The sequence below is a fragment of the Shewanella eurypsychrophilus genome (assembly GCF_007004545.3).
GTDB lineage: Bacteria > Pseudomonadota > Gammaproteobacteria > Enterobacterales > Shewanellaceae > Shewanella > Shewanella eurypsychrophilus.
In genome coordinates this window covers 5,774,860-5,794,238 of record NZ_CP045503.2, presented here as the reverse complement: position 1 = coordinate 5,794,238, position 19,379 = coordinate 5,774,860, and the positions used below count along the sequence as shown (strand labels likewise).

At 44.6% G+C, this 19,379-nt stretch carries 14 protein-coding genes, 1 tRNA gene and 3 rRNA genes; 11 read left to right on the top strand and 7 right to left on the bottom strand.

Going from position 1 to position 19,379, the window contains the following annotated elements:
- Nucleotides 1–167: 167 nt before the first annotated feature.
- The 3 genes from FM038_RS24980 to FM038_RS24970 form a co-directional block, all read right to left on the bottom strand.
- Nucleotides 168–368 carry a DUF2061 domain-containing protein gene (locus FM038_RS24980; RefSeq protein WP_142873300.1) on the bottom strand — a complete coding sequence of 67 codons (201 nt, stop codon included), beginning with the start codon at nt 366–368 and terminating at the stop codon, nt 168–170.
- A 168-nt stretch (nt 369–536) separates the two neighbouring features.
- The gene (locus FM038_RS24975; protein ID WP_142873301.1) at nt 537–1,442 is read right to left on the bottom strand and encodes a 1,4-dihydroxy-2-naphthoyl-CoA synthase; all 906 of its coding nucleotides are present in this window, start codon (nt 1,440–1,442) and stop codon (nt 537–539) included.
- 122 nt (nt 1,443–1,564) lie between these two features.
- On the bottom strand, nt 1,565–1,918 hold the full coding sequence (locus FM038_RS24970) for a hypothetical protein (protein ID WP_142873302.1): 354 nt from the start codon (nt 1,916–1,918) through the stop codon (nt 1,565–1,567).
- An 88-nt stretch (nt 1,919–2,006) separates the two neighbouring features.
- Here FM038_RS24970 and ccoG point away from each other — a divergent pair, with 88 nt between their 5' ends.
- From ccoG to FM038_RS24935, 7 genes are all read left to right on the top strand, one after another.
- A complete protein-coding gene (ccoG, locus tag FM038_RS24965; protein WP_142873303.1) occupies nt 2,007–3,437 on the top strand; it encodes a cytochrome c oxidase accessory protein CcoG in 1,431 nt (476 codons plus the stop codon).
- Between the two features lie 607 nt (nt 3,438–4,044).
- A 16S ribosomal RNA gene (locus FM038_RS24960) occupies nt 4,045–5,591 on the top strand.
- A 324-nt stretch (nt 5,592–5,915) separates the two neighbouring features.
- Nucleotides 5,916–8,820: ribosomal RNA gene (locus tag FM038_RS24955) — 23S ribosomal RNA — on the top strand.
- Between the two features lie 148 nt (nt 8,821–8,968).
- Nucleotides 8,969–9,084 (top strand): 5S ribosomal RNA (gene rrf, locus FM038_RS24950).
- The 16S, 23S and 5S rRNA genes sit together here with 1 tRNA gene alongside, the layout of an rRNA operon.
- A gap of 104 nt (nt 9,085–9,188) precedes the next feature.
- Nucleotides 9,189–9,265: transfer RNA gene (locus tag FM038_RS24945), tRNA-Asp, on the top strand.
- 822 nt (nt 9,266–10,087) lie between these two features.
- Complete coding sequence (locus tag FM038_RS24940; protein WP_142873304.1) at nt 10,088–10,339, top strand: YkgJ family cysteine cluster protein; 252 nt, start codon at nt 10,088–10,090, stop codon at nt 10,337–10,339.
- A 21-nt stretch (nt 10,340–10,360) separates the two neighbouring features.
- A complete protein-coding gene (locus FM038_RS24935) occupies nt 10,361–10,816 on the top strand; it encodes an Rrf2 family transcriptional regulator (RefSeq protein ID WP_142873305.1) in 456 nt (151 codons plus the stop codon).
- A 19-nt stretch (nt 10,817–10,835) separates the two neighbouring features.
- Here the strand turns inward: FM038_RS24935 and FM038_RS24930 are convergent, their stop codons facing one another.
- The 4 genes from FM038_RS24930 to gpmM are packed head-to-tail and all read right to left on the bottom strand — an operon-like array spanning nt 10,836 to nt 15,580.
- Complete coding sequence (locus FM038_RS24930) at nt 10,836–11,597, bottom strand: divergent polysaccharide deacetylase family protein (protein ID WP_142873306.1); 762 nt, start codon at nt 11,595–11,597, stop codon at nt 10,836–10,838.
- Between the two features lie 44 nt (nt 11,598–11,641).
- Nucleotides 11,642–12,859, bottom strand: a complete 1,218-nt coding sequence (locus tag FM038_RS24925) for a S41 family peptidase (protein ID WP_142873307.1) — start codon at nt 12,857–12,859, stop codon at nt 11,642–11,644.
- Between the two features lie 32 nt (nt 12,860–12,891).
- Nucleotides 12,892–13,977 carry a murein hydrolase activator EnvC family protein gene (locus tag FM038_RS24920; protein ID WP_185965804.1) on the bottom strand — a complete coding sequence of 362 codons (1,086 nt, stop codon included), beginning with the start codon at nt 13,975–13,977 and terminating at the stop codon, nt 12,892–12,894.
- A gap of 58 nt (nt 13,978–14,035) precedes the next feature.
- The gene (gpmM, locus tag FM038_RS24915; RefSeq protein WP_142873309.1) at nt 14,036–15,580 is read right to left on the bottom strand and encodes a 2,3-bisphosphoglycerate-independent phosphoglycerate mutase; all 1,545 of its coding nucleotides are present in this window, start codon (nt 15,578–15,580) and stop codon (nt 14,036–14,038) included.
- A 208-nt stretch (nt 15,581–15,788) separates the two neighbouring features.
- On the opposite strand from gpmM, the gene FM038_RS24910 reads away from it, so the two are divergent.
- The 4 genes from FM038_RS24910 to FM038_RS24895 all read left to right on the top strand — a co-directional run bounded on the left by FM038_RS24910 (nt 15,789) and on the right by FM038_RS24895 (nt 19,255).
- On the top strand, nt 15,789–16,223 hold the full coding sequence (locus FM038_RS24910) for a rhodanese-like domain-containing protein (protein ID WP_142873310.1): 435 nt from the start codon (nt 15,789–15,791) through the stop codon (nt 16,221–16,223).
- Nucleotides 16,224–16,334: 111 nt separating this feature from the next.
- Entirely contained in the window at nt 16,335–16,829 is a 495-nt protein-coding gene (gene secB, locus FM038_RS24905; protein WP_142873311.1) for a protein-export chaperone SecB, read from the top strand.
- A gap of 107 nt (nt 16,830–16,936) precedes the next feature.
- Nucleotides 16,937–17,956, top strand: a complete 1,020-nt coding sequence (gpsA, locus tag FM038_RS24900) for an NAD(P)H-dependent glycerol-3-phosphate dehydrogenase (RefSeq protein WP_142873312.1) — start codon at nt 16,937–16,939, stop codon at nt 17,954–17,956.
- 114 nt (nt 17,957–18,070) lie between these two features.
- Entirely contained in the window at nt 18,071–19,255 is a 1,185-nt protein-coding gene (locus FM038_RS24895; protein ID WP_142873313.1) for a BaiN/RdsA family NAD(P)/FAD-dependent oxidoreductase, read from the top strand.
- Nucleotides 19,256–19,379: the final 124 nt, after the last annotated feature.

The following is a 19,379-nucleotide window of genomic DNA, read 5'->3' as shown; positions in this document are numbered from 1 at the left end:
ACTTTTTATCTAGGTTTAAGCTTATTTTAAGTTTGAGCGCGGTTATTGTTAAGGTGTCGATTTAAGGGGGAAGAGATAAATTTTTTATGAAGCTTTTGTGACAAGCTGATTTTTAATGCCTCAGGCATGTTAATCGCTCAGTGATCTAATCAAAGCATGGAGGAAGTCTATGCGATGATTGTTTCTGTTTCGGTGTTATTGCTTTCGATTTTTTTCCAGACTTTCTCATGGAAATAAAAGACCACTGTATTAATAGCGGGTTCGAGTAATGCGATTGTGCCACCGATTACTATGCTGCCTGTTAGTAAGTAGGTAACAGTGAATGCCACGCCAAAGTGTAGTATTGCAAATGTGAATGTTTTAGTCATAGTGATGTCCTCATTAATTTATGTAAATGATATTCATTATCATCTAGATTGTAAAGAGGAGTTGTTAGATTCGTTTAATTTAGAATATCGATTAGTCATGCATTCTGGCTATAAAGCCATCAAAGAGATGGCTTTATATAAGAGGGACTGGCTGGAATTAAATTGCTATTAGTAATGCCAAGGAAATTGACTGAAATCTTGCTCTCTCTTCTCGAGAAAAGAATCTCTACCTTCCCTGGCTTCATCGGTTCCATAGGCCAAGCGTGTTGCTTCACCGGCGAATAGTTGTTGTCCGACAAGGCCATCATCGGGTAAGTTGAACCCATACTTAAGCATACGCATTGCGGTGGGCGACTTAGAGTTGATCTCTCTGGCCCAGTTTAATGCTTCGGTTTCTAGGTCTGCATGTGGAATAGAGCGGTTAACCATTCCCATATCGAATGCTTCATCGGCGCTATAGTTAAAACCAAGGAAGAAAATTTCACGAGCCCGTTTCTGGCCGACCATCTTAGCAAGGTATGCACTGCCGTAACCTGAGTCGAAGCTACCTACGTCAGGATCTGTTTGTTTGAAGATGGCATGCTCTTTTGAGGCTAAAGTTAAGTCACAAACAACGTGTAGGCTATGACCACCACCCACAGCCCAACCGGGCACAACAGCAATAACGACTTTAGGCATGAAGCGGATTAAACGCTGTACTTCGAGTATATGTAGGCGACCCATGCGAGCGGGATCGGGTTTACCTCCTTCCGCACCTTCATATTTGTAGCCATCTTTACCGCGAATGCGTTGATCACCGCCAGCACAAAATGCCCAACCACCATCTTTAGCTGAGGGGCCATTACCTGTAAGCAAAACACAACCTACGTCGGACCATTGTCTTGCATGATCGAGTGCCATGTATAACTCATCGACAGTTTTTGGCCTGAAAGAGTTTCTACACTCTGGACGACTAATAGCTATACGAACCGTGCCCTGATCTTTTGCTCTGTGGTAGGTAATGTCTTCGAAGTCAAAACCGGAAACTTGATCCCATAGGGTAGGATCAAATATATCTGAAACCTGTTGAGTCATGATAATTGCCTTTGCAACGTGATATCGCTTGAAATTAATGCTCAAAGGCTAGGCTGAAACAAAGTGAAGGTCAATCATCAACAAGCATAAATGCAGATTGAATCTGATACTTGAAAAAGTGTTTATCTGAGCTTATCACAAATGTATTGAACGTTATCTCTACTTAGGCTTTCGTGTCGAGGCGCTGAACCATTACAGAAATCATCCTTGTAAGCTTGCACACTAAATTCAGATTCTAAAATATCGTCTAAGGCGCCAAGCTCACCCGTCGACATGCGTGAAGAGATCTCTTTTTTGAGTTGAGATACTTTATTATCAACCTTAATGATTTTTGTGCCCGTCATGGCATGCAACTTACGCTCTATTTTCACAAGTAGAGCATCTGTTCTAGCAATGGGTTCATCTAGTTTGTTGGTTTCAGTAGCAAGGTAGTAAAGTACGCCAGCGCCTAAACCTAATATGATCCAGCCTCTCATTATTCAGCCCAACTTTAGTCAATAAGATGTAATATACAGGTATCATAAGCTATTTTTCGTGCAATATTAAAGCGGTAAGGTTACAGAGATGAGCACAGAGTCTGAGAAAAAGGATTATTCGAAGCAAAAAAGAATCAAGATCCATCAACCAGATGCGAGTAAAGCCGATAGGTTTAACCCAAGGAATAGAATTTACGTTCGAGCAATAGAAGGAGTCTGGACTCAGCTTAGAAGACGACTTGGTTGGGTTGCTATGTTGTTTTTTCTCATATTACCTTGGATCCCTTGGGGTGACCGTCAAGCTGTATGGTTTAATTTGGCCGAACAGAAGTTTCATATTTTTGGCCTAACAATCTGGCCGCAAGATTTAACTTTGCTAGCGGCCCTATTAACCATTGCTGCATTTGGACTCTTTTTTGTAACGACTTATCTTGGCCGTGTCTGGTGTGGCTATACCTGCCCTCAAACTGTGTGGACGTTTATCTTTATTTGGTTTGAAGAAAAGTTAGAAGGGGCGAGAAACAAGCGCATAAAGTTAGACCAGATGCCTTGGACCTTTAATAAGTTATGGCGAAAGGCGGCTAAGCATGCCGCATGGATAGGCATATCATTGCTAACGGCCATGACTTTTGTTTCATACTTTGTACCAACCTCTGAAGTTTATATCGATGTATTCAGTTTAAATGCAAGTGGCGGTATCTACTTCTGGGTTGTTCTATTTACATTAGCGACCTATGGTAATGCTGGTTGGATGAGAGAGATTATGTGTATTCACATGTGTCCTTATGCCAGGTTCCAGGCGGCGATGTTTGATAAAAACACTTATATAGTTGGTTATGATCAAAAGAGAGGGGAAACCCGTGGGCCTAGATCTCGAAAAGCAGATCATAAGGAGATGGGACTCGGAGATTGTATTGACTGTGACTTATGTGTTCAGGTTTGCCCAACAGGCATAGATATCCGTAATGGATTGCAATATGAATGTATCAACTGTGGTGCATGTATAGATGCATGTGATAACACCATGGATAAGATGAATTATCCAAAAGGCCTGATCGGTTATACGACCGAGAATAAACTGGATGGTATTAAAGAAAAAGTATTACGACCTAAGCTTGTTGGTTATGGTGCAGCCCTAATAACTATGATTGTTGTTTTTGTTTATGCGAGCGCGACCATAGCACCTGTGAGAATCGATATCATACGAGATAGAAACCAGCTGTTCAGAGAGAATAATGATGGCTTGATTGAGAATACCTTCACATTGAAGATTCTAAATAAGACAGAAGAAACTCACGAATATCAATTGACGGTAGAAGGCTTGCCTAGTTATGAATGGTATGGGCCACAGAAAGTGAAGATAGAGGGGGGTGAGGTACTAACACTCCCAGTGAGTGTTGCTGTAGATCCGGTTAATCTTTCAAGACCGATGCTAAAAGTCGATTTTAAGGTAAAGACAGAAACAGCAGCTGGAGATCTAATAGAAGCACAACAAGAATCTCGCTTCTTTAGTCAGTAGTCTCATCTCTGTACGAGACAGTAAATAGATAGAGAAAGGAGCCCATGGCTCCTTTTTTGCTTTTACCAAGCGTAAATGGCGCTATTTTGTATCTTATATAAACGTATCGAATGATAAGTGGCCACTCGGCCTTTATATCATCATTTTCTTTAAATAAGCCCTTGCGCTCAAGGCTAACATCCCTATAATGCGCATCCACTGACACGGCAAACCAGTCCTACTAAGCAGAAAGCTAGGTAAGACCAAAGCCAGTCAGGGCAACGAGTTAAGCGATTTTAAAAACATTTTAAAAAAGCCCTTGACGCCAACCACGGAGAGTGTAGAATACGCCTCCTCAAGCCAACGACCTAGCGTCTAACGGCAGCATCTGAAAGATTGATGCTAACGCTCTTTAACAATTCAAAACAAGAAATCTGTGTGGGCACTCACAGGTGTTGAGTTATTCGAAATTGCCTTCTGTTCTTCGGAATGTAGGCAATCAAAAATTTACTCAATGAACTACTGAGTGACCATAGCAATATGTAAACTTCATTAATCTTCGGATTGATGAAACAGTATAATTCGTTGAGCCGATGTCATTTTCGAAAGGAAGTGCATCAAAAAACTTTAATTGAAGAGTTTGATCATGGCTCAGATTGAACGCTGGCGGCAGGCCTAACACATGCAAGTCGAGCGGAAACAGAAAGGTAGCTTGCTACCTTTGCTGTCGAGCGGCGGACGGGTGAGTAATGCCTAGATATCTGCCTAGTCGTGGGGGATAACAGTTGGAAACGACTGCTAATACCGCATACGCCCTACGGGGGAAAGGAGGGGACCTTCGGGCCTTTCGCGATTAGATGAGTCTAGGTGGGATTAGCTAGTTGGTGAGGTAATAGCTCACCAAGGCGACGATCCCTAGCTGTTCTGAGAGGATGATCAGCCACACTGGGACTGAGACACGGCCCAGACTCCTACGGGAGGCAGCAGTGGGGAATATTGCACAATGGGCGAAAGCCTGATGCAGCCATGCCGCGTGTGTGAAGAAGGCCTTCGGGTTGTAAAGCACTTTCAGCGAGGAGGAAAGGTTGTAGTTTAATAAACTATAGCTGTGACGTTACTCGCAGAAGAAGCACCGGCTAACTTCGTGCCAGCAGCCGCGGTAATACGAGGGGTGCAAGCGTTAATCGGAATTACTGGGCGTAAAGCGTACGCAGGCGGTTTGTTAAGCAAGATGTGAAAGCCCCGGGCTCAACCTGGGAATTGCATTTTGAACTGGCAAACTAGAGTCTTGTAGAGGGGGGTAGAATTTCAGGTGTAGCGGTGAAATGCGTAGAGATCTGAAGGAATACCGGTGGCGAAGGCGGCCCCCTGGACAAAGACTGACGCTCAGGTACGAAAGCGTGGGGAGCAAACAGGATTAGATACCCTGGTAGTCCACGCCGTAAACGATGTCTACTCGGAGTTTGGTAACTTAGTTACTGGGCTCCCAAGCTAACGCATTAAGTAGACCGCCTGGGGAGTACGGCCGCAAGGTTAAAACTCAAATGAATTGACGGGGGCCCGCACAAGCGGTGGAGCATGTGGTTTAATTCGATGCAACGCGAAGAACCTTACCTACTCTTGACATCCACAGAACTCGCTAGAGATAGCTTGGTGCCTTCGGGAACTGTGAGACAGGTGCTGCATGGCTGTCGTCAGCTCGTGTTGTGAAATGTTGGGTTAAGTCCCGCAACGAGCGCAACCCTTATCCTTATTTGCCAGCACGTAATGGTGGGAACTTTAGGGAGACTGCCGGTGATAAACCGGAGGAAGGTGGGGACGACGTCAAGTCATCATGGCCCTTACGAGTAGGGCTACACACGTGCTACAATGGTCGGTACAGAGGGTCGCAAAGCCGCGAGGTCAAGCTAATCCCACAAAGCCGGTCGTAGTCCGGATCGGAGTCTGCAACTCGACTCCGTGAAGTCGGAATCGCTAGTAATCGTAGATCAGAATGCTACGGTGAATACGTTCCCGGGCCTTGTACACACCGCCCGTCACACCATGGGAGTGGGCTGCACCAGAAGTAGATAGCTTAACCTTTCGGGGAGGGCGTTTACCACGGTGTGGTTCATGACTGGGGTGAAGTCGTAACAAGGTAGCCCTAGGGGAACCTGGGGCTGGATCACCTCCTTACCTATACGACTAACTCAATATTTGCTGAGTGTTCACACAGATAACTTGTTCTTGTTAGAGCGAGAAACATGCCCTTGCGGTGATGTTTGTTCTTTAAAAATTTGGAAAGCTGATAGTGTTAATGTGAAAGGGACAGCGATGAACTTATTCGTAAGTGATTGGTTGTTAGTAGCATTAATGCGAAATATAAAATAATTGAGTTCTCAAACACTTAAATCAAGTGCCGAAGTGCAGCAATGTACTTCAAGAGTATTCTTTTGGCGAAAGTAAACACCATTAGTTGCGATACAGTGCATATAGGTTACAAACTTATGTGGGTTGTATGGTTAAGTGACTAAGCGTATACGGTGGATGCCTTGGCAGTCAGAGGCGATGAAGGACGTAGTAACTTGCGAAAAGCGTTGGCGAGCTAGTAACAAGCATTTGAGCTAACGATATCCGAATGGGGAAACCCACTCACATAAGTGAGTATCACATACTGAATACATAGGTATGTGAGGCAAACCCGGGGAACTGAAACATCTAAGTACCCGGAGGAAAAGAAATCAACCGAGATTCCCCTAGTAGCGGCGAGCGAACGGGGATTAGCCCTTAAGTCTATAGGGTGTTAGTGGAATGAGTTGGAAAGCTCAGCGGCACAGGGTGATAGCCCCGTACATGAAAACTAACTATAGATGAAAACGAGTAGGACGGGACACGTGACATCTTGTCTGAACATGGGGGGACCATCCTCCAAGGCTAAATACTCCTGACTGACCGATAGTGAACCAGTACCGTGAGGGAAAGGCGAAAAGAACCCCTGTGAGGGGAGTGAAATAGAACCTGAAACCGTATACGTACAAGCAGTGGGAGCGGTCCTTGAGACCGTGACTGCGTACCTTTTGTATAATGGGTCAGCGACTTACATTTTGTAGCAAGGTTAAGCGAATAGCGGAGCCGTAGGGAAACCGAGTGTTAACTGCGCGTTTAGTTGCAAGGTGTAGACCCGAAACCGAGTGATCTAGCCATGGGCAGGTTGAAGGTTGAGTAACATCAACTGGAGGACCGAACACACGTATGTTGAAAAATGCGGTGATGACTTGTGGCTGGGGGTGAAAGGCCAATCAAACTCGGAGATATCTGGTTCTCCTCGAAAGCTATTTAGGTAGCGCCTCGTACGAATACCATTGGGGGTAGAGCACTGTTAAGGCTAGGGGGTCATCCCGACTTACCAACCCTTTGCAAACTCCGAATACCAATGAGTACTATACGGGAGACACACGGCGGGTGCTAACGTCCGTCGTGAAAAGGGAAACAACCCAGACCATCAGCTAAGGTCCCAAAGTTATTGCTAAGTGGGAAACGATGTGGGAAGGCTTAGACAGCTAGGATGTTGGCTTAGAAGCAGCCATCATTTAAAGAAAGCGTAATAGCTCACTAGTCGAGTCGGCCTGCGCGGAAGATTTAACGGGGCTAAGCAATACACCGAAGCTATGGGTTTGCTAGTTTACTAGCAAGCGGTAGAGGAGCGTTCTGTAAGCCGTTGAAGGCGAAGGGGTAACCCACGCTGGAGGTATCAGAAGTGCGAATGCTGACATGAGTAACGATAAAGGGAGTGAAAAACTCCCTCGCCGAAAGACCAAGGTTTCCTGTCCAATGTTAATCAGGGCAGGGTAAGTCGACCCCTAAGGTGAGGCCGAAAGGCGTAATCGATGGGAAACGGGTTAATATTCCCGTACTTCTACTAACTGCGATGGAGAGACGGAGAAGGCTAGGCTAGCGCGGCGTTGGTTGTCCGCGTTTAAGGCTGTAGGCTGTTCACTTAGGCAAATCCGGGTGAACGCATTAAATTGCAAAGCTGAGAGTTGATGACGAGTCCCCAAGGGGATGAAGTAGTTGATGCCATGCTTCCAGGAAAATCTTCTAAGCTTCAGGTTAGTAGGAATCGTACCCCAAACCGACACAGGTGGTTGGGTAGAGAATACCAAGGCGCTTGAGAGAACTCGGCTGAAGGAACTAGGCAAAATGGTACCGTAACTTCGGGAGAAGGTACGCTGCCGGCGGTGATGGGACTTGCTCCTTAAGCTGCTGGCAGTCGCAGATACCAGGTGGCTGCAACTGTTTATCAAAAACACAGTACTGTGCAAACTCGCAAGAGGAAGTATACGGTATGACGCCTGCCCGGTGCCGGAAGGTTAATTGATTGGGTTATCTTCGGAGAAGCTCATGATCGAAGCCCCGGTAAACGGCGGCCGTAACTATAACGGTCCTAAGGTAGCGAAATTCCTTGTCGGGTAAGTTCCGACCTGCACGAATGGCGTAATGACGGCCACGCTGTCTCCAGCCGAGACTCAGTGAAGTTGAAATTGCGGTGAAGATGCCGTATACCCGCGGCTAGACGGAAAGACCCCGTGCACCTTTACTATAGCTTGGCACTGAACATTGAACCTACATGTGTAGGATAGGTGGGAGACTTTGAAGCAGAGACGCTAGTTTTTGTGGAGTCAACCTTGAAATACCACCCTTGTAGTTTTGATGTTCTAACTCTGGCCCCTGAATCGGGGTTGAGGACAGTGCCTGGTGGGTAGTTTGACTGGGGCGGTCTCCTCCCAAAGAGTAACGGAGGAGCACGAAGGTTGGCTAAGTACGGTCGGACATCGTACGGTTAGTGCAATGGCATAAGCCAGCTTAACTGCGAGACATACACGTCGAGCAGGTACGAAAGTAGGTCATAGTGATCCGGTGGTTCTGAATGGAAGGGCCATCGCTCAACGGATAAAAGGTACGCCGGGGATAACAGGCTGATACCGCCCAAGAGTTCATATCGACGGCGGTGTTTGGCACCTCGATGTCGGCTCATCACATCCTGGGGCTGAAGTCGGTCCCAAGGGTATGGCTGTTCGCCATTTAAAGTGGTACGCGAGCTGGGTTCAGAACGTCGTGAGACAGTTCGGTCCCTATCTGCCGTGGGCGTTGGATGATTGAAGGAAGCTGCTCCTAGTACGAGAGGACCGGAGTGGACGAACCGCTGGTGTTCGGGTTGTTATGCCAATAGCATTGCCCGGTAGCTACGTTCGGAATCGATAACCGCTGAAAGCATCTAAGCGGGAAGCGAGTCCTAAGATGAGTCATCCCTAGGAATTTAATTCCTCTAAAGAGCCGTTCGAGACTAGGACGTTGATAGGCAGGGTGTGTAAGCGTTGTGAGGCGTTGAGCTAACCTGTACTAATGACTCGTGAGGCTTAACCATACAACCCAGATGGGTTTGTGTAGTTAGTGTGTGTATTACTTCATAAGCACAAAAGAATACGTATTTGATTTAAGTTAGACCAATTATTTTGCGATTTAGACGCGTTAATGCTTCTGAATAGCCAGCTTTCGAAATTTTGCCAAATTAGTCTGGAAACCATAGCATTGTGGCCCCACCTGATCCCATCTCGAACTCAGAAGTGAAACGCAATTGCGCCGATGGTAGTGTGGGGTCTCCCCATGTGAGAGTAGGTCATTTCCAGGCGCCTAATTAGTTTCCACTTTCTAGAAAGTGAAGACAAAGTCTACTGATAGTGACAAATCAGAGACTATAAAGAATTTAGTAATATGCGCAAGCACTTTACTAAAGGAGCGGTAGTTCAGTTGGTTAGAATACCGGCCTGTCACGCCGGGGGTCGCGGGTTCGAGTCCCGTCCGCTCCGCCAACATTACGATAAGCCCTAACAGCAATGTTAGGGCTTTTTCGTGTCTGATTTTTGAGTAGGAAAAATAAAAGCAGAGCGGTAGTTCAGTTGGTTAGCCTCTTTATTAAACGGAAAGCGGCCTGTCACGCGTGCCGAAGGCACACGGGTTCGAGTCCCGTCCAACAGCATCCATGCTTAAAAGCCCAGTTCGGCATCCATGCCTCTCGTTCATGAGCTCATCACTGCGTGATATTCACCCGCCAACACAAAGACGAAAGCCTCTACACTTCTCATCAATTGAGAGTGTAGAGGCTTTTTTCGTGTCTATTTTTGAGTAGAAACGACGAAAAAGCATTCAACATTCTGCACAAGAACTTTGCTAAAGGAGCGGTCACTCTCGACCATCCATGGTCTACGTGACATTTGTGCATCCATGCACTTCGTAGTTCAGTTGGTTAGCTTCTTTTGAATAGAAAGCAGCCTGTCACGCCGGGAGTCGCGGGTTCGTCTTTTAAAAAGAGATTGTCCGCTTTGCCAACGTTACGATAAGCCCTAACAATTCTTATAAACGAGGAGTGTTAGGGCTTTTTTGTATCTGTTTTTTGGCACTTATATGTGTCGCGGCCGTCCAGTCCAACAGCATTTGGAACTCACGACTATTACAGCTGTTACTCTAGGCTAGTTATAGATCTTAATTGGCTTTCTAATGATTAATATCAGGGCGTAAGGATTACAAAAATAGTAAACTAGTCTAAATGAATTCGCTTTATTAGAAGGTGCTGTGATCATAACAGCTACTACGTTACTCAATAATAGGTATAATATCTTGCAAGGGATTAATTTATGAATTGTCGTCTAGGGTGTGGTGCATGTTGTATTGCCCCGTCTATTACTAGCCCGATTCCAGGTATGCCCAATGGCAAACCTGCAGGTGAGCGATGTATACAGCTATCTGATGACAATTTGTGCAAAATATTTGGACTAGATGAACGTCCGGATGTGTGTAGTTCCTTTACTGCGACTACAGATGTTTGTGGAACGACGAATACTGATGCTATTCGCTTGATCTCTTATTTAGAAGCTCAAACCTGTTAGGTTAATTTTGGAAGGTGTTAAATGCAGTTAACTCGATATACCGATTTTGGTATCCGTACCTTAATGTATCTGGCTATTCAGCCTGAAAGAGAAACCCTTTTTAGAATTTCTGAAATAACGGAAGTCTTCGAATTATCTCCCAATCATGTTTCAAAAATAGTTCATCATCTTGGTAAGCTAGGTTATTTGGAAACGATCAGAGGCAAGTGTGGTGGTTTTCGCTTAGGTAAATCGCCACAAGAGATTAATATTGGACAGCTAGTAAGGGCTTTAGAAAATTCGTTAGCGCCAATAGATTGCAGCAAACCATATTGCCGACTCACCCCTTCTTGCCAACTAAAAGGTGTATTAGCAGAAGCGGTTACCGCTTATCTAGCAGTTTTAGACCAATATTCCCTAGCCGATATAGCGAGTAACAGAGAGAGCTTGTTAAAGTTACTGCCAGAGCTTTCTATTCCTGTATTAGAGCTTGCCTAGGCTAAAATGATAAGTGGCGTTACTTTAACCTGATTGTAGCGCTTTTCCCCTTGTTCTCTTTGTTGGCGATTCTATAGGGCAATAACTCTGACGTTTTAACTAAGCGTATCCCTGATTTGTGCAATCTTGGTAAGTTGTGTTTTAAATATGCAATGGTTTCTGGGTAAGGGTGAGCGATGGCTACGACTTGTCCCTGCCGGTGAGCTAAAGCCATCAATTGAGTAAATTGCCGTTCTAAACTTGCTGTTGATACATCATTATCAAGAAACACTTGTCGCTTGAGTTGTGGGATACCGAGCCTATCTGCAGCCTCTCCAGCTTTAGTATATCTAGTTGTCATGCTATCAACGAAATAGAGTTCTTTCTGTTTTAGTGTTTCCATTACCCACTGCATAGGCTCCTCAAGTTGAGTCATCAGACTCCCCATATGGTTATTGGCCCCTTTTGCAAATGGTACACTCTCAAACGCCAGCCTTATGGTGTTCTTTACTTCTGATTCACTCATAATATTGGTGATACCACCGGGACCAAGCTTTTTACCATTAAGCGCTTGCATCGGTAGGTGAAGCATCACTTCATAGCCTTTACTGTGAGCTCTTTGGGCTACTGAACTGCCTAGTGGGGTATGAGGTAATACTGAAAGGGTGATGTTATCAGGTAAAGACAGCACGGCTTCATCGGATTGACGATATCCAATATCGTCAATGATGATCGCAACCTGGGCGGCATTTACATAAGTTGTACAAACGGCTAAAGCAATAAAAAATATAAAAATGCGCACTGTGTTTAATATTATCCGAGCCTTTTATATGACGACTTAAGGCTTTAAGAATGAGTTTTTATCCATGTTATTGCTGAGTTTAAGAATAATTCTGTCTCGGCACTTTTAGCTTTAATGGCATGGATTGTTGTTTTCTCGATTATAGGCACAGTTTTATCATTTGTTACAGTATCAAGTTCAAGTTTTATATCTGGTTCGATCCCTTTGCTATTAATATCTCGCCCTGTGGGGGTGGTATATTTCGCTATTGTTAACTTTATTGCATTGCCTTCCATTAAGGTTGGGATCAAGCTTTGAACAGTTCCTTTGCCAAAGCTGGTCTCACCAATAAGTTTAGCTCTGTTGTTTTCCTGTAATGCAGCAGCAAGTACTTCCGAAGCAGAAGCCGAGCCTTTATTGATCAATACTGTCATAGGTACATGACTAAGCATGGTTTGGGGTGAGGCATAGTAATCAGAATTTGCATCAAAAAATCTTCCTTCGGTAGAAACTATCCTACCTTTGGCTAGAAAAATATCGGCAATTTGTATCGCCTGATCCAGTAATCCGCCTGGGTTATTTCTTAGATCTAAAATTAAGCCAGTTAACTCTAAGTTATTCCACTGGGTGAGTTGCTTTACCATCTCTTTAGTCGAGTTGTCTTGAAAGCTGGCTAGTCTGATATAACCGATATCATCTTCTAATAATTCAGCAGTAACAGATTGAACTGAGATAATTGTGGGTTTAAGAGTGACCTCATAAATACTGTCCATATTGAGATGAGTTAAGGCGAGTACGATAGATTGATTGTTCTGACTATGATTTTTAATCTCTTTAAGCAGTGAAGCGAGTTTGCTGGGGTCTACATTATGATTATTTAGTTTGACGATTTGATCGCCTGCTCTAATACCCGCTTGTTCTGCTGGGGAGTTAGGAAAAGGGGTAACGATAGTAATTCTGTCATCTTCTGTTGCGATTTCTATACCAAAACCAAAGTATTCGCCTTTGTTTGCATCTCTGATATTAGAAAACTCTTGTTTGTCGAGAAAGTTAGAGTAGGGGTCCAATTTAGTAAATACCCCTTCAATAGCTGCGGCTATCAGTTCATCCTGACTCAGTTCGGTGACGTAATAAGTTTCTATGGTGTCGATGACATCAAGTAGCAGAGGGTAGTTTAAGCTGGGTTTATACTGTTGAGCGTTTTCCTGGCCGGATAAGGTCACAGATACACCGAGTGCAATACCGAAAAGAATACTACAAAAATAGCGGATAAATGGTTTCATGGCAGCCCCTTTATATTAGGGCTTTGCAGATCCTAGCGCTTACAATATCTCGCTGGATCGACTGCTTGCCCTTTGTGCCTTACCTCAAAGTATAGGCCAGGCTCAGTCTGTCCACCCGAACGTCCAACTAATGCGATAGATTCTCCTTTGTTTACAGAGTCTCCAGCATTTTTTAAAAGTGTTTGAGCATGACCATATAGGCTCATATAGCCCTTGCCATGGTCGAGTACTAGCACCATACCAAATCCGCGGAGCCAATCTGCGTAGATGACTTTACCTGCAAAAATAGCTTTAATCTGTTGTCCTTCAGGAGCTGACATAGTGACACCCTTCCACTTGACCTGACCAGAACGGCGACTGCCAAAACCTGATTTTATTCTGCCATTAGTTGGCCAATTAAGCTTTTTCTTGCTCGATAAACCTTCCATGCTTGGGCTACTTTTCATGGCTGTGATGGCTTGTTCGACGACTCGCTTTAAGCTGGCTTCTTCGATTTGTAGTTGTTCAAGTCTTACACCACTGCTATTTAAGGTTCTCTGCAGTTGAGTCAGGGTGTTTTGTCTTTGTGTCTGCTCTAAATTGAGTTGTTTCGATTGTGTCTGCTGATTGAGGATGAGCTTATTTAGCTGGGTCTTTTGGTTAATTTGGGCTATTTGAATATCATTAAGCTCTTCCATGGTTTGTTGCAGCTCATTGATAGATGCCATTCGGGCATTATTCAAATATTGATAGTAGGCTAGTAGGCGCTCGATGCTTGCTGGGCTCTGCTGGTTCAGTAACATCTTACTATAATCGTGATTACCGGCTAAATACGCACTAGCAAGCTGATTAGAAAGAGTTTTTTGTTGAGTTGTTTTTAGTTTTATTAACTTGTTTTGACGGTTTTCTAGTTCGTTTAACTTTTGATCTGTCTCGTCCAAAGACACTTGAGTTTGGTTTACTTTTTTGGCTGCAGCCGCAATGGCTTTTTCATCTTGCTTTAACAGGGATACTAACTTCTCTCTCTGTTTGTTGGTGCTCTTCAGATCTGATGCTTGTTTGCTGATTTGAGATTGCAGTGTTTTTAGATCGGATTGACGCTGCTGTAAGTCTGAGGCAAGCAGCGGCGAAGAAAGCATGATAAAGCCAGCTATGATGCTGGCTTTATTGAACAAACAACGGATAAGCAATTATTGGTTACTCACTCAATGTGATAATTGAACGGCCAGTCATCTCTGCAGGCACATCTTGTCCCATCAAGGTTAACATAGTCGGAGCAAGATCGCTTAAACGTCCACCATCTTCAATACTTGCGTCACGCCCAACATAAATCAGTGGAACTAATTCGCTGGTATGAGCGGTATGAGCCTGCCCGGTATTAACATCGGTCATCTGCTCTGCATTACCGTGATCGGCAGTGATTAAACATTCTCCGTCAACTTTAGCTAACGCATCTACGACACGGCCAATACAAGTATCGACTGCTTCACAGGCTTTTACTGCGGCCTCAAAACTACCGGTATGGCCAACCATATCGCCATTAGGGTAATTACAAATAATCACATCGTAATTGGTCGATTCGATAGCGGCGACTAATTTATCTGTGAGTTCAGCAGAGCTCATCTCAGGTTGTAAATCATAAGTAGCAACCTTAGGTGATTGAATTAATATTCTATCTTCACCTTTAAATGCTTCCTCTTTACCGCCATTGAAGAAGAAGGTCACATGGGCGTATTTCTCTGTTTCTGAGATACGTAGCTGTGTTTTTTCATTCTTTTGTAGAACTTCACCTAGTGTGTTTACTAATTCTGTTGATGGGTAAGCAATGGCGGCTGGAATATCAGCTGCATATTGAGTCAGCATCACGAAATGTGCTTTTGTTTTCACCTTGCGTTCGAAGCTATCGAAATCTGGTTCGACGAAGCTGCGGGTGATCTGTCGTGCGCGGTCGGCGCGGAAATTCATGAAGATAAGTGCATCATCATCGGTAAGCTTAGCCGCCTGACCTTGGCTGTCGACGATTGCAGTGCTTGCAACGAACTCATCATTTTCATCACGTGAGTACGCGGCTTCTAATGCATCTACAGCGTTTGTGTATTGATACTGAGATTCACCACTGGTGATTAAATCATATGCCTGTGAGACTCGATCCCAGCGGTTATCACGGTCCATGGCATAGTAACGACCGATCAAAGATGCTGTGCGGCCAGTGCCTAATGTAGTAAACAGATCATCAAAATGGGCCAAAGTAGATTTAGCACTTCTTGGTGGAGTGTCACGACCGTCGAGGAAGGCGTGCAGATAAACTTGCTTAGCACCCCGTTTAACAGCTAGGCGACACATAGCTTCAATATGGTTTTCATGGCTGTGAACACCACCTGGAGAAAGCAGCCCCATAATGTGTACGGCACCCTCTTTAGCTATGGCATGATCGATAGCAGCTAATAGTGCAGGGTTTTTGTCAAATTCACCATCATCAATGGCTTTGCCAATTCGTGTTAGTTCTTGATAAACAATACGACCTGAGCCGATATTGATGTGGCCTACTTCAGAATTACCCATCTGTCCGTCGGGTAAACCTACGTCCAGTCCTGAGCCTGAAATTAAGCTATTTGGGTATTGGTTATTGAGTCGATCTAGTACTGGGGTGTTGGCATGAAAAACGGCGTTTTTATCCGTGTTTTCACGATGTCCCCAGCCATCGAGGATCAGCAGTGCCAACGGGCGTTTGCGTGTCGTCATGGTGGTACCTTCTAAGTTTGAAAGATAGAGTTGAAATCAGAAATTGGTTAAATATTACTACGTAAGACGGAGTTGAAAAAGGAATTTACCTAGATTGTGATCATCGACTTTACCTAGATATGGTTAACATGCTTCAATCCACGGCATTTAGGGTGGTATACTCTGTGCCCTTATTGAACATATAGCCCTTATAAGTAGGCAGATTAATATGCAAGAATATATTGAATTTTTGAAAGCTAACCCTATGTTGAGCCTCGCCTGGATAGGTTTACTGATTGGTCTGATCGTTAGCGTTTTCAAATCTACCGTCTCTAAGGTGACAACTGTTGATCATCAACAAGCGACCTTGCTGATTAATAAGCAAGATGCAAAAGTGGTAGATGTTAGGGAAAAAGCAGACTTTAAGAAGGGCCATATTGTCGGCGCGTTAAATGTGCCTTTATCTGAAATTAAAAATAATCAACTTTCTGCCCTTGAAAAGTTTAAAGCTAGTCCCATTATAATGGTATGTAATGCTGGAATGGTTTCATCACAAGCTTCGCAGTTGATGGTTAAAGCAGGTTTCGAATCTGTACATAACCTCAAAGGTGGTATGGGTGACTGGCAATCAAATAATCTACCAGTGTCAAAGAGTAAGAAATAGAAATAACTAAAACCTGGGATGGTGTCTGAGTGCGATTTCTAGCCTCAAGTAACAAAAGCCCTTTAAATTGGCTTCAATTTTGAAGCCTAATAAATTGGATAGGTAAAAATTATGGCTGAAGTAGCAAACAACGAACAACAAGATCCTCAATTCAATATCCAGCGTGTTTACACCAAGGATATCTCTTTCGAAACGCCAAACAGCCCAGCTGTTTTCCAGAAAGAGTGGAACCCAGAAGTTAAGTTAGATCTTGATACTCGTAGTGCTAAGCTAGCAGACAACGTATTTGAAGTTGTTCTTTCTTTAACTGTTACCGCAAAGAACGGTGAAGAAACTGCTTTCCTATGTGAAGTTCAGCAAGCTGGTATTTTTGCTATCAACGGTCTGACAGAGCAACAACTTGCTCACTCTCTAGGTGCATACTGCCCTAACATTCTTTTCCCATATGCTCGTGAAGCAGTGGGCAGCTTAGTTAGCCGTGGTACTTTCCCACAGCTAAACCTAGCACCAGTTAACTTCGATGCACTTTTCGCTCAGTACGTTAATCAACGTCAAGCTGGTGCTGAAGAAGCTGCTTCTGAAAAGACAGAAGAAGCAAGCGCGTAATAAAAAACTGAACAAATCTGTTCAGCATTTTTCAGTCGCTGCTCAGATAGCAGCTATTTCATCCGAATGCTAAAATTGGATGAAATAGCATCAAACTGAGTAGTAATATGAAAAACACTGCCGATATTACGGTATTAGGGGCGGGGTCTTATGGCACCGCCCTTGCTATTTCTCTAGCCAGTAATGGCCATCGAACCTTGCTTTGGGGTCATGATCCTGAGCATATCGAAAACCTTAAGCGTGATCACGCTAATGAAGCCTTTCTTCCTGGGATAACCTTTCCTGAACTGCTGATTCCTGAAGTCGATCTTGCGACTGCACTTGCCGCATCTAATAATGTTCTCGTTGTTGTTCCCAGCCATGTATTTGGTCAGGTTCTTGAGCAAGCTAAACCCTTGCTGCGTGAAGACTCTCGTATCGTATGGGCGACTAAAGGGCTCGAGCCTGAGACCGGACGCCTACTGCAAGAGGTTGCTGGAGATGTGCTAGGTGATAAATATCCCTTAGCCGTACTGTCTGGACCCACTTTTGCTAAAGAGTTAGCAGCAGGGATGCCGACGGCTATCTCAGTCGCAGGAACTGATGATGTGTTTACCGAAGATTTGGTAGAGTTGCTACACAGTCCTAAACGTCTGCGTGTTTATGCTAATGATGACTTCATTGGGCTGCAACTTGGTGGTGCGGTGAAGAACGTTATTGCTATCAGCGCTGGTATGTCTGATGGCATAGGCTTTGGCGCAAACGCCAGAACAGCACTCATTACCCGTGGATTAGTTGAGTTATCTCGTTTAGGTGAGGCTATGGGGGCCCAAACGAGTACCTTCATGGGAATGGCTGGTTTAGGTGATCTGGTACTGACCTGTACTGATAATCAATCTCGAAACCGTCGTTTTGGACTGGCTTTAGGCCGAGGACAAGGTGTCGAGGAGGCTCAGGAAGAGATAGGTCAAGTCGTTGAAGGTTACCGCAATACCAAAGAGGTTTATGCCTTAGCTAAGCGTTTAGGTGTAGAAATGCCTATCACCGAACAAGTGTACAAGGTGCTGTATCAAGGTGGTACGCCTCATGAAGCTGCTAAATCATTGTTAGCCAGAGAAAAAAAATCAGAGACCGAAGATAGCGAGTAACGTCTATCTTTAACTCCGGTAAATGAATAAAGGGTGCTAAAATAGCGCCCTTATTTTTTGCCATATTTATATAAAAATCGCGCCAAAGTTACGTGGCTAGTTGAGGGGAATTGAGTGAAACATCATGATGTAATTATTATCGGTGCGGGTGCTGCAGGGCTTATGTGTGCTGCTAGTGCGGGCTATCGTGGCCGTGATGTTCTGGTTCTCGACAATGCCAAGCAAGCGGGTCGTAAGATATTGATCAGTGGTGGCGGGCGTTGTAACTTCACCAATCAAAAAGTCGAAGCTAATCATTTTGTCTGTAGCAACTCTCATTTCGTCAAATCTGCACTCGCTAGATATCGCAGCAGTGATTTTATTGAGCTAGTAGAGCGTCATGGCATCGAGTATCACGAGCGTGACCATGGTCAACTGTTCTGTAATGATTCAGCCAAAGAGATAGTGACCATGCTGAAGACTGAGTGCGAATGGGCCGGCGCTAAAATTCAGCTTAAGACTGAGATTGGTGACATAGCTAAGCTAGAGTCTGGTCAGTTTAAGCTGGCGACAGATAAAGAGACCTATACCTGTGATTCGCTGGTGATAGCTACTGGCGGCCTTTCAATGCCTAAACTCGGTGCAAGCCCATTTGGTTATCACCTTGCTGAGCAGTTCGGTTTAAAAGTGCTGCCGACCTGTGCAGGCTTAGTCCCCTTTACTTGGCATGCCGACCAGAAGCTGAAATTTGAACCGCTTTCCGGGATTGCCGTACCTAGTACGATCACCGCGAAAGATGGCACTCAGTTCAGTGAAGCTCTGCTCTTCACTCACCGTGGTTTATCTGGGCCTGCAATCTTGCAGATTTCAAACTTCTGGAAGCCGGGTGAAAGCATTAGTATTAATCTGCTTCCTGGTATCGATGCCAGAGCCGCTATCGAACTTGTGCTGGCGAACCATCCTAAACAGAGTCTAAGAAATACCCTGAGTCATTGGCTACCTAAGCGCCTAGTCGAGGCGCTGTTCGATGAAGCCTTACTCAACAAGGCATTGAATCAGTTAGTTCATAGTGAACTAGAGCAGTTAGCAGTCGATCTTGAGTCTTGGAAAATAGTGATGAATGGCACTGAAGGCTATCGTACTGCTGAAGTTACTTTAGGTGGTGTGGATACCGACGAGCTGTCGTCGAAAACCATGCAAGCTAAATCTGTACCCGGGCTGTTCTTTATTGGGGAAGTCATGGATGTCAGCGGCTGGCTAGGAGGGTTCAACTTCCAGTGGGCATGGTCATCGGGAGTCGCAGCGGGACAAGCGGTTTAATTGTTAAGTGTAACCAACCAATCTCTAAGTTGATTTGGTAATTGTCCAGTCGACCGCTTAAATGAACGTCTAAAATTATTACTGTCTGCAAATTTCAATTGTTGAGCAACGGCTAAGTTGCTCT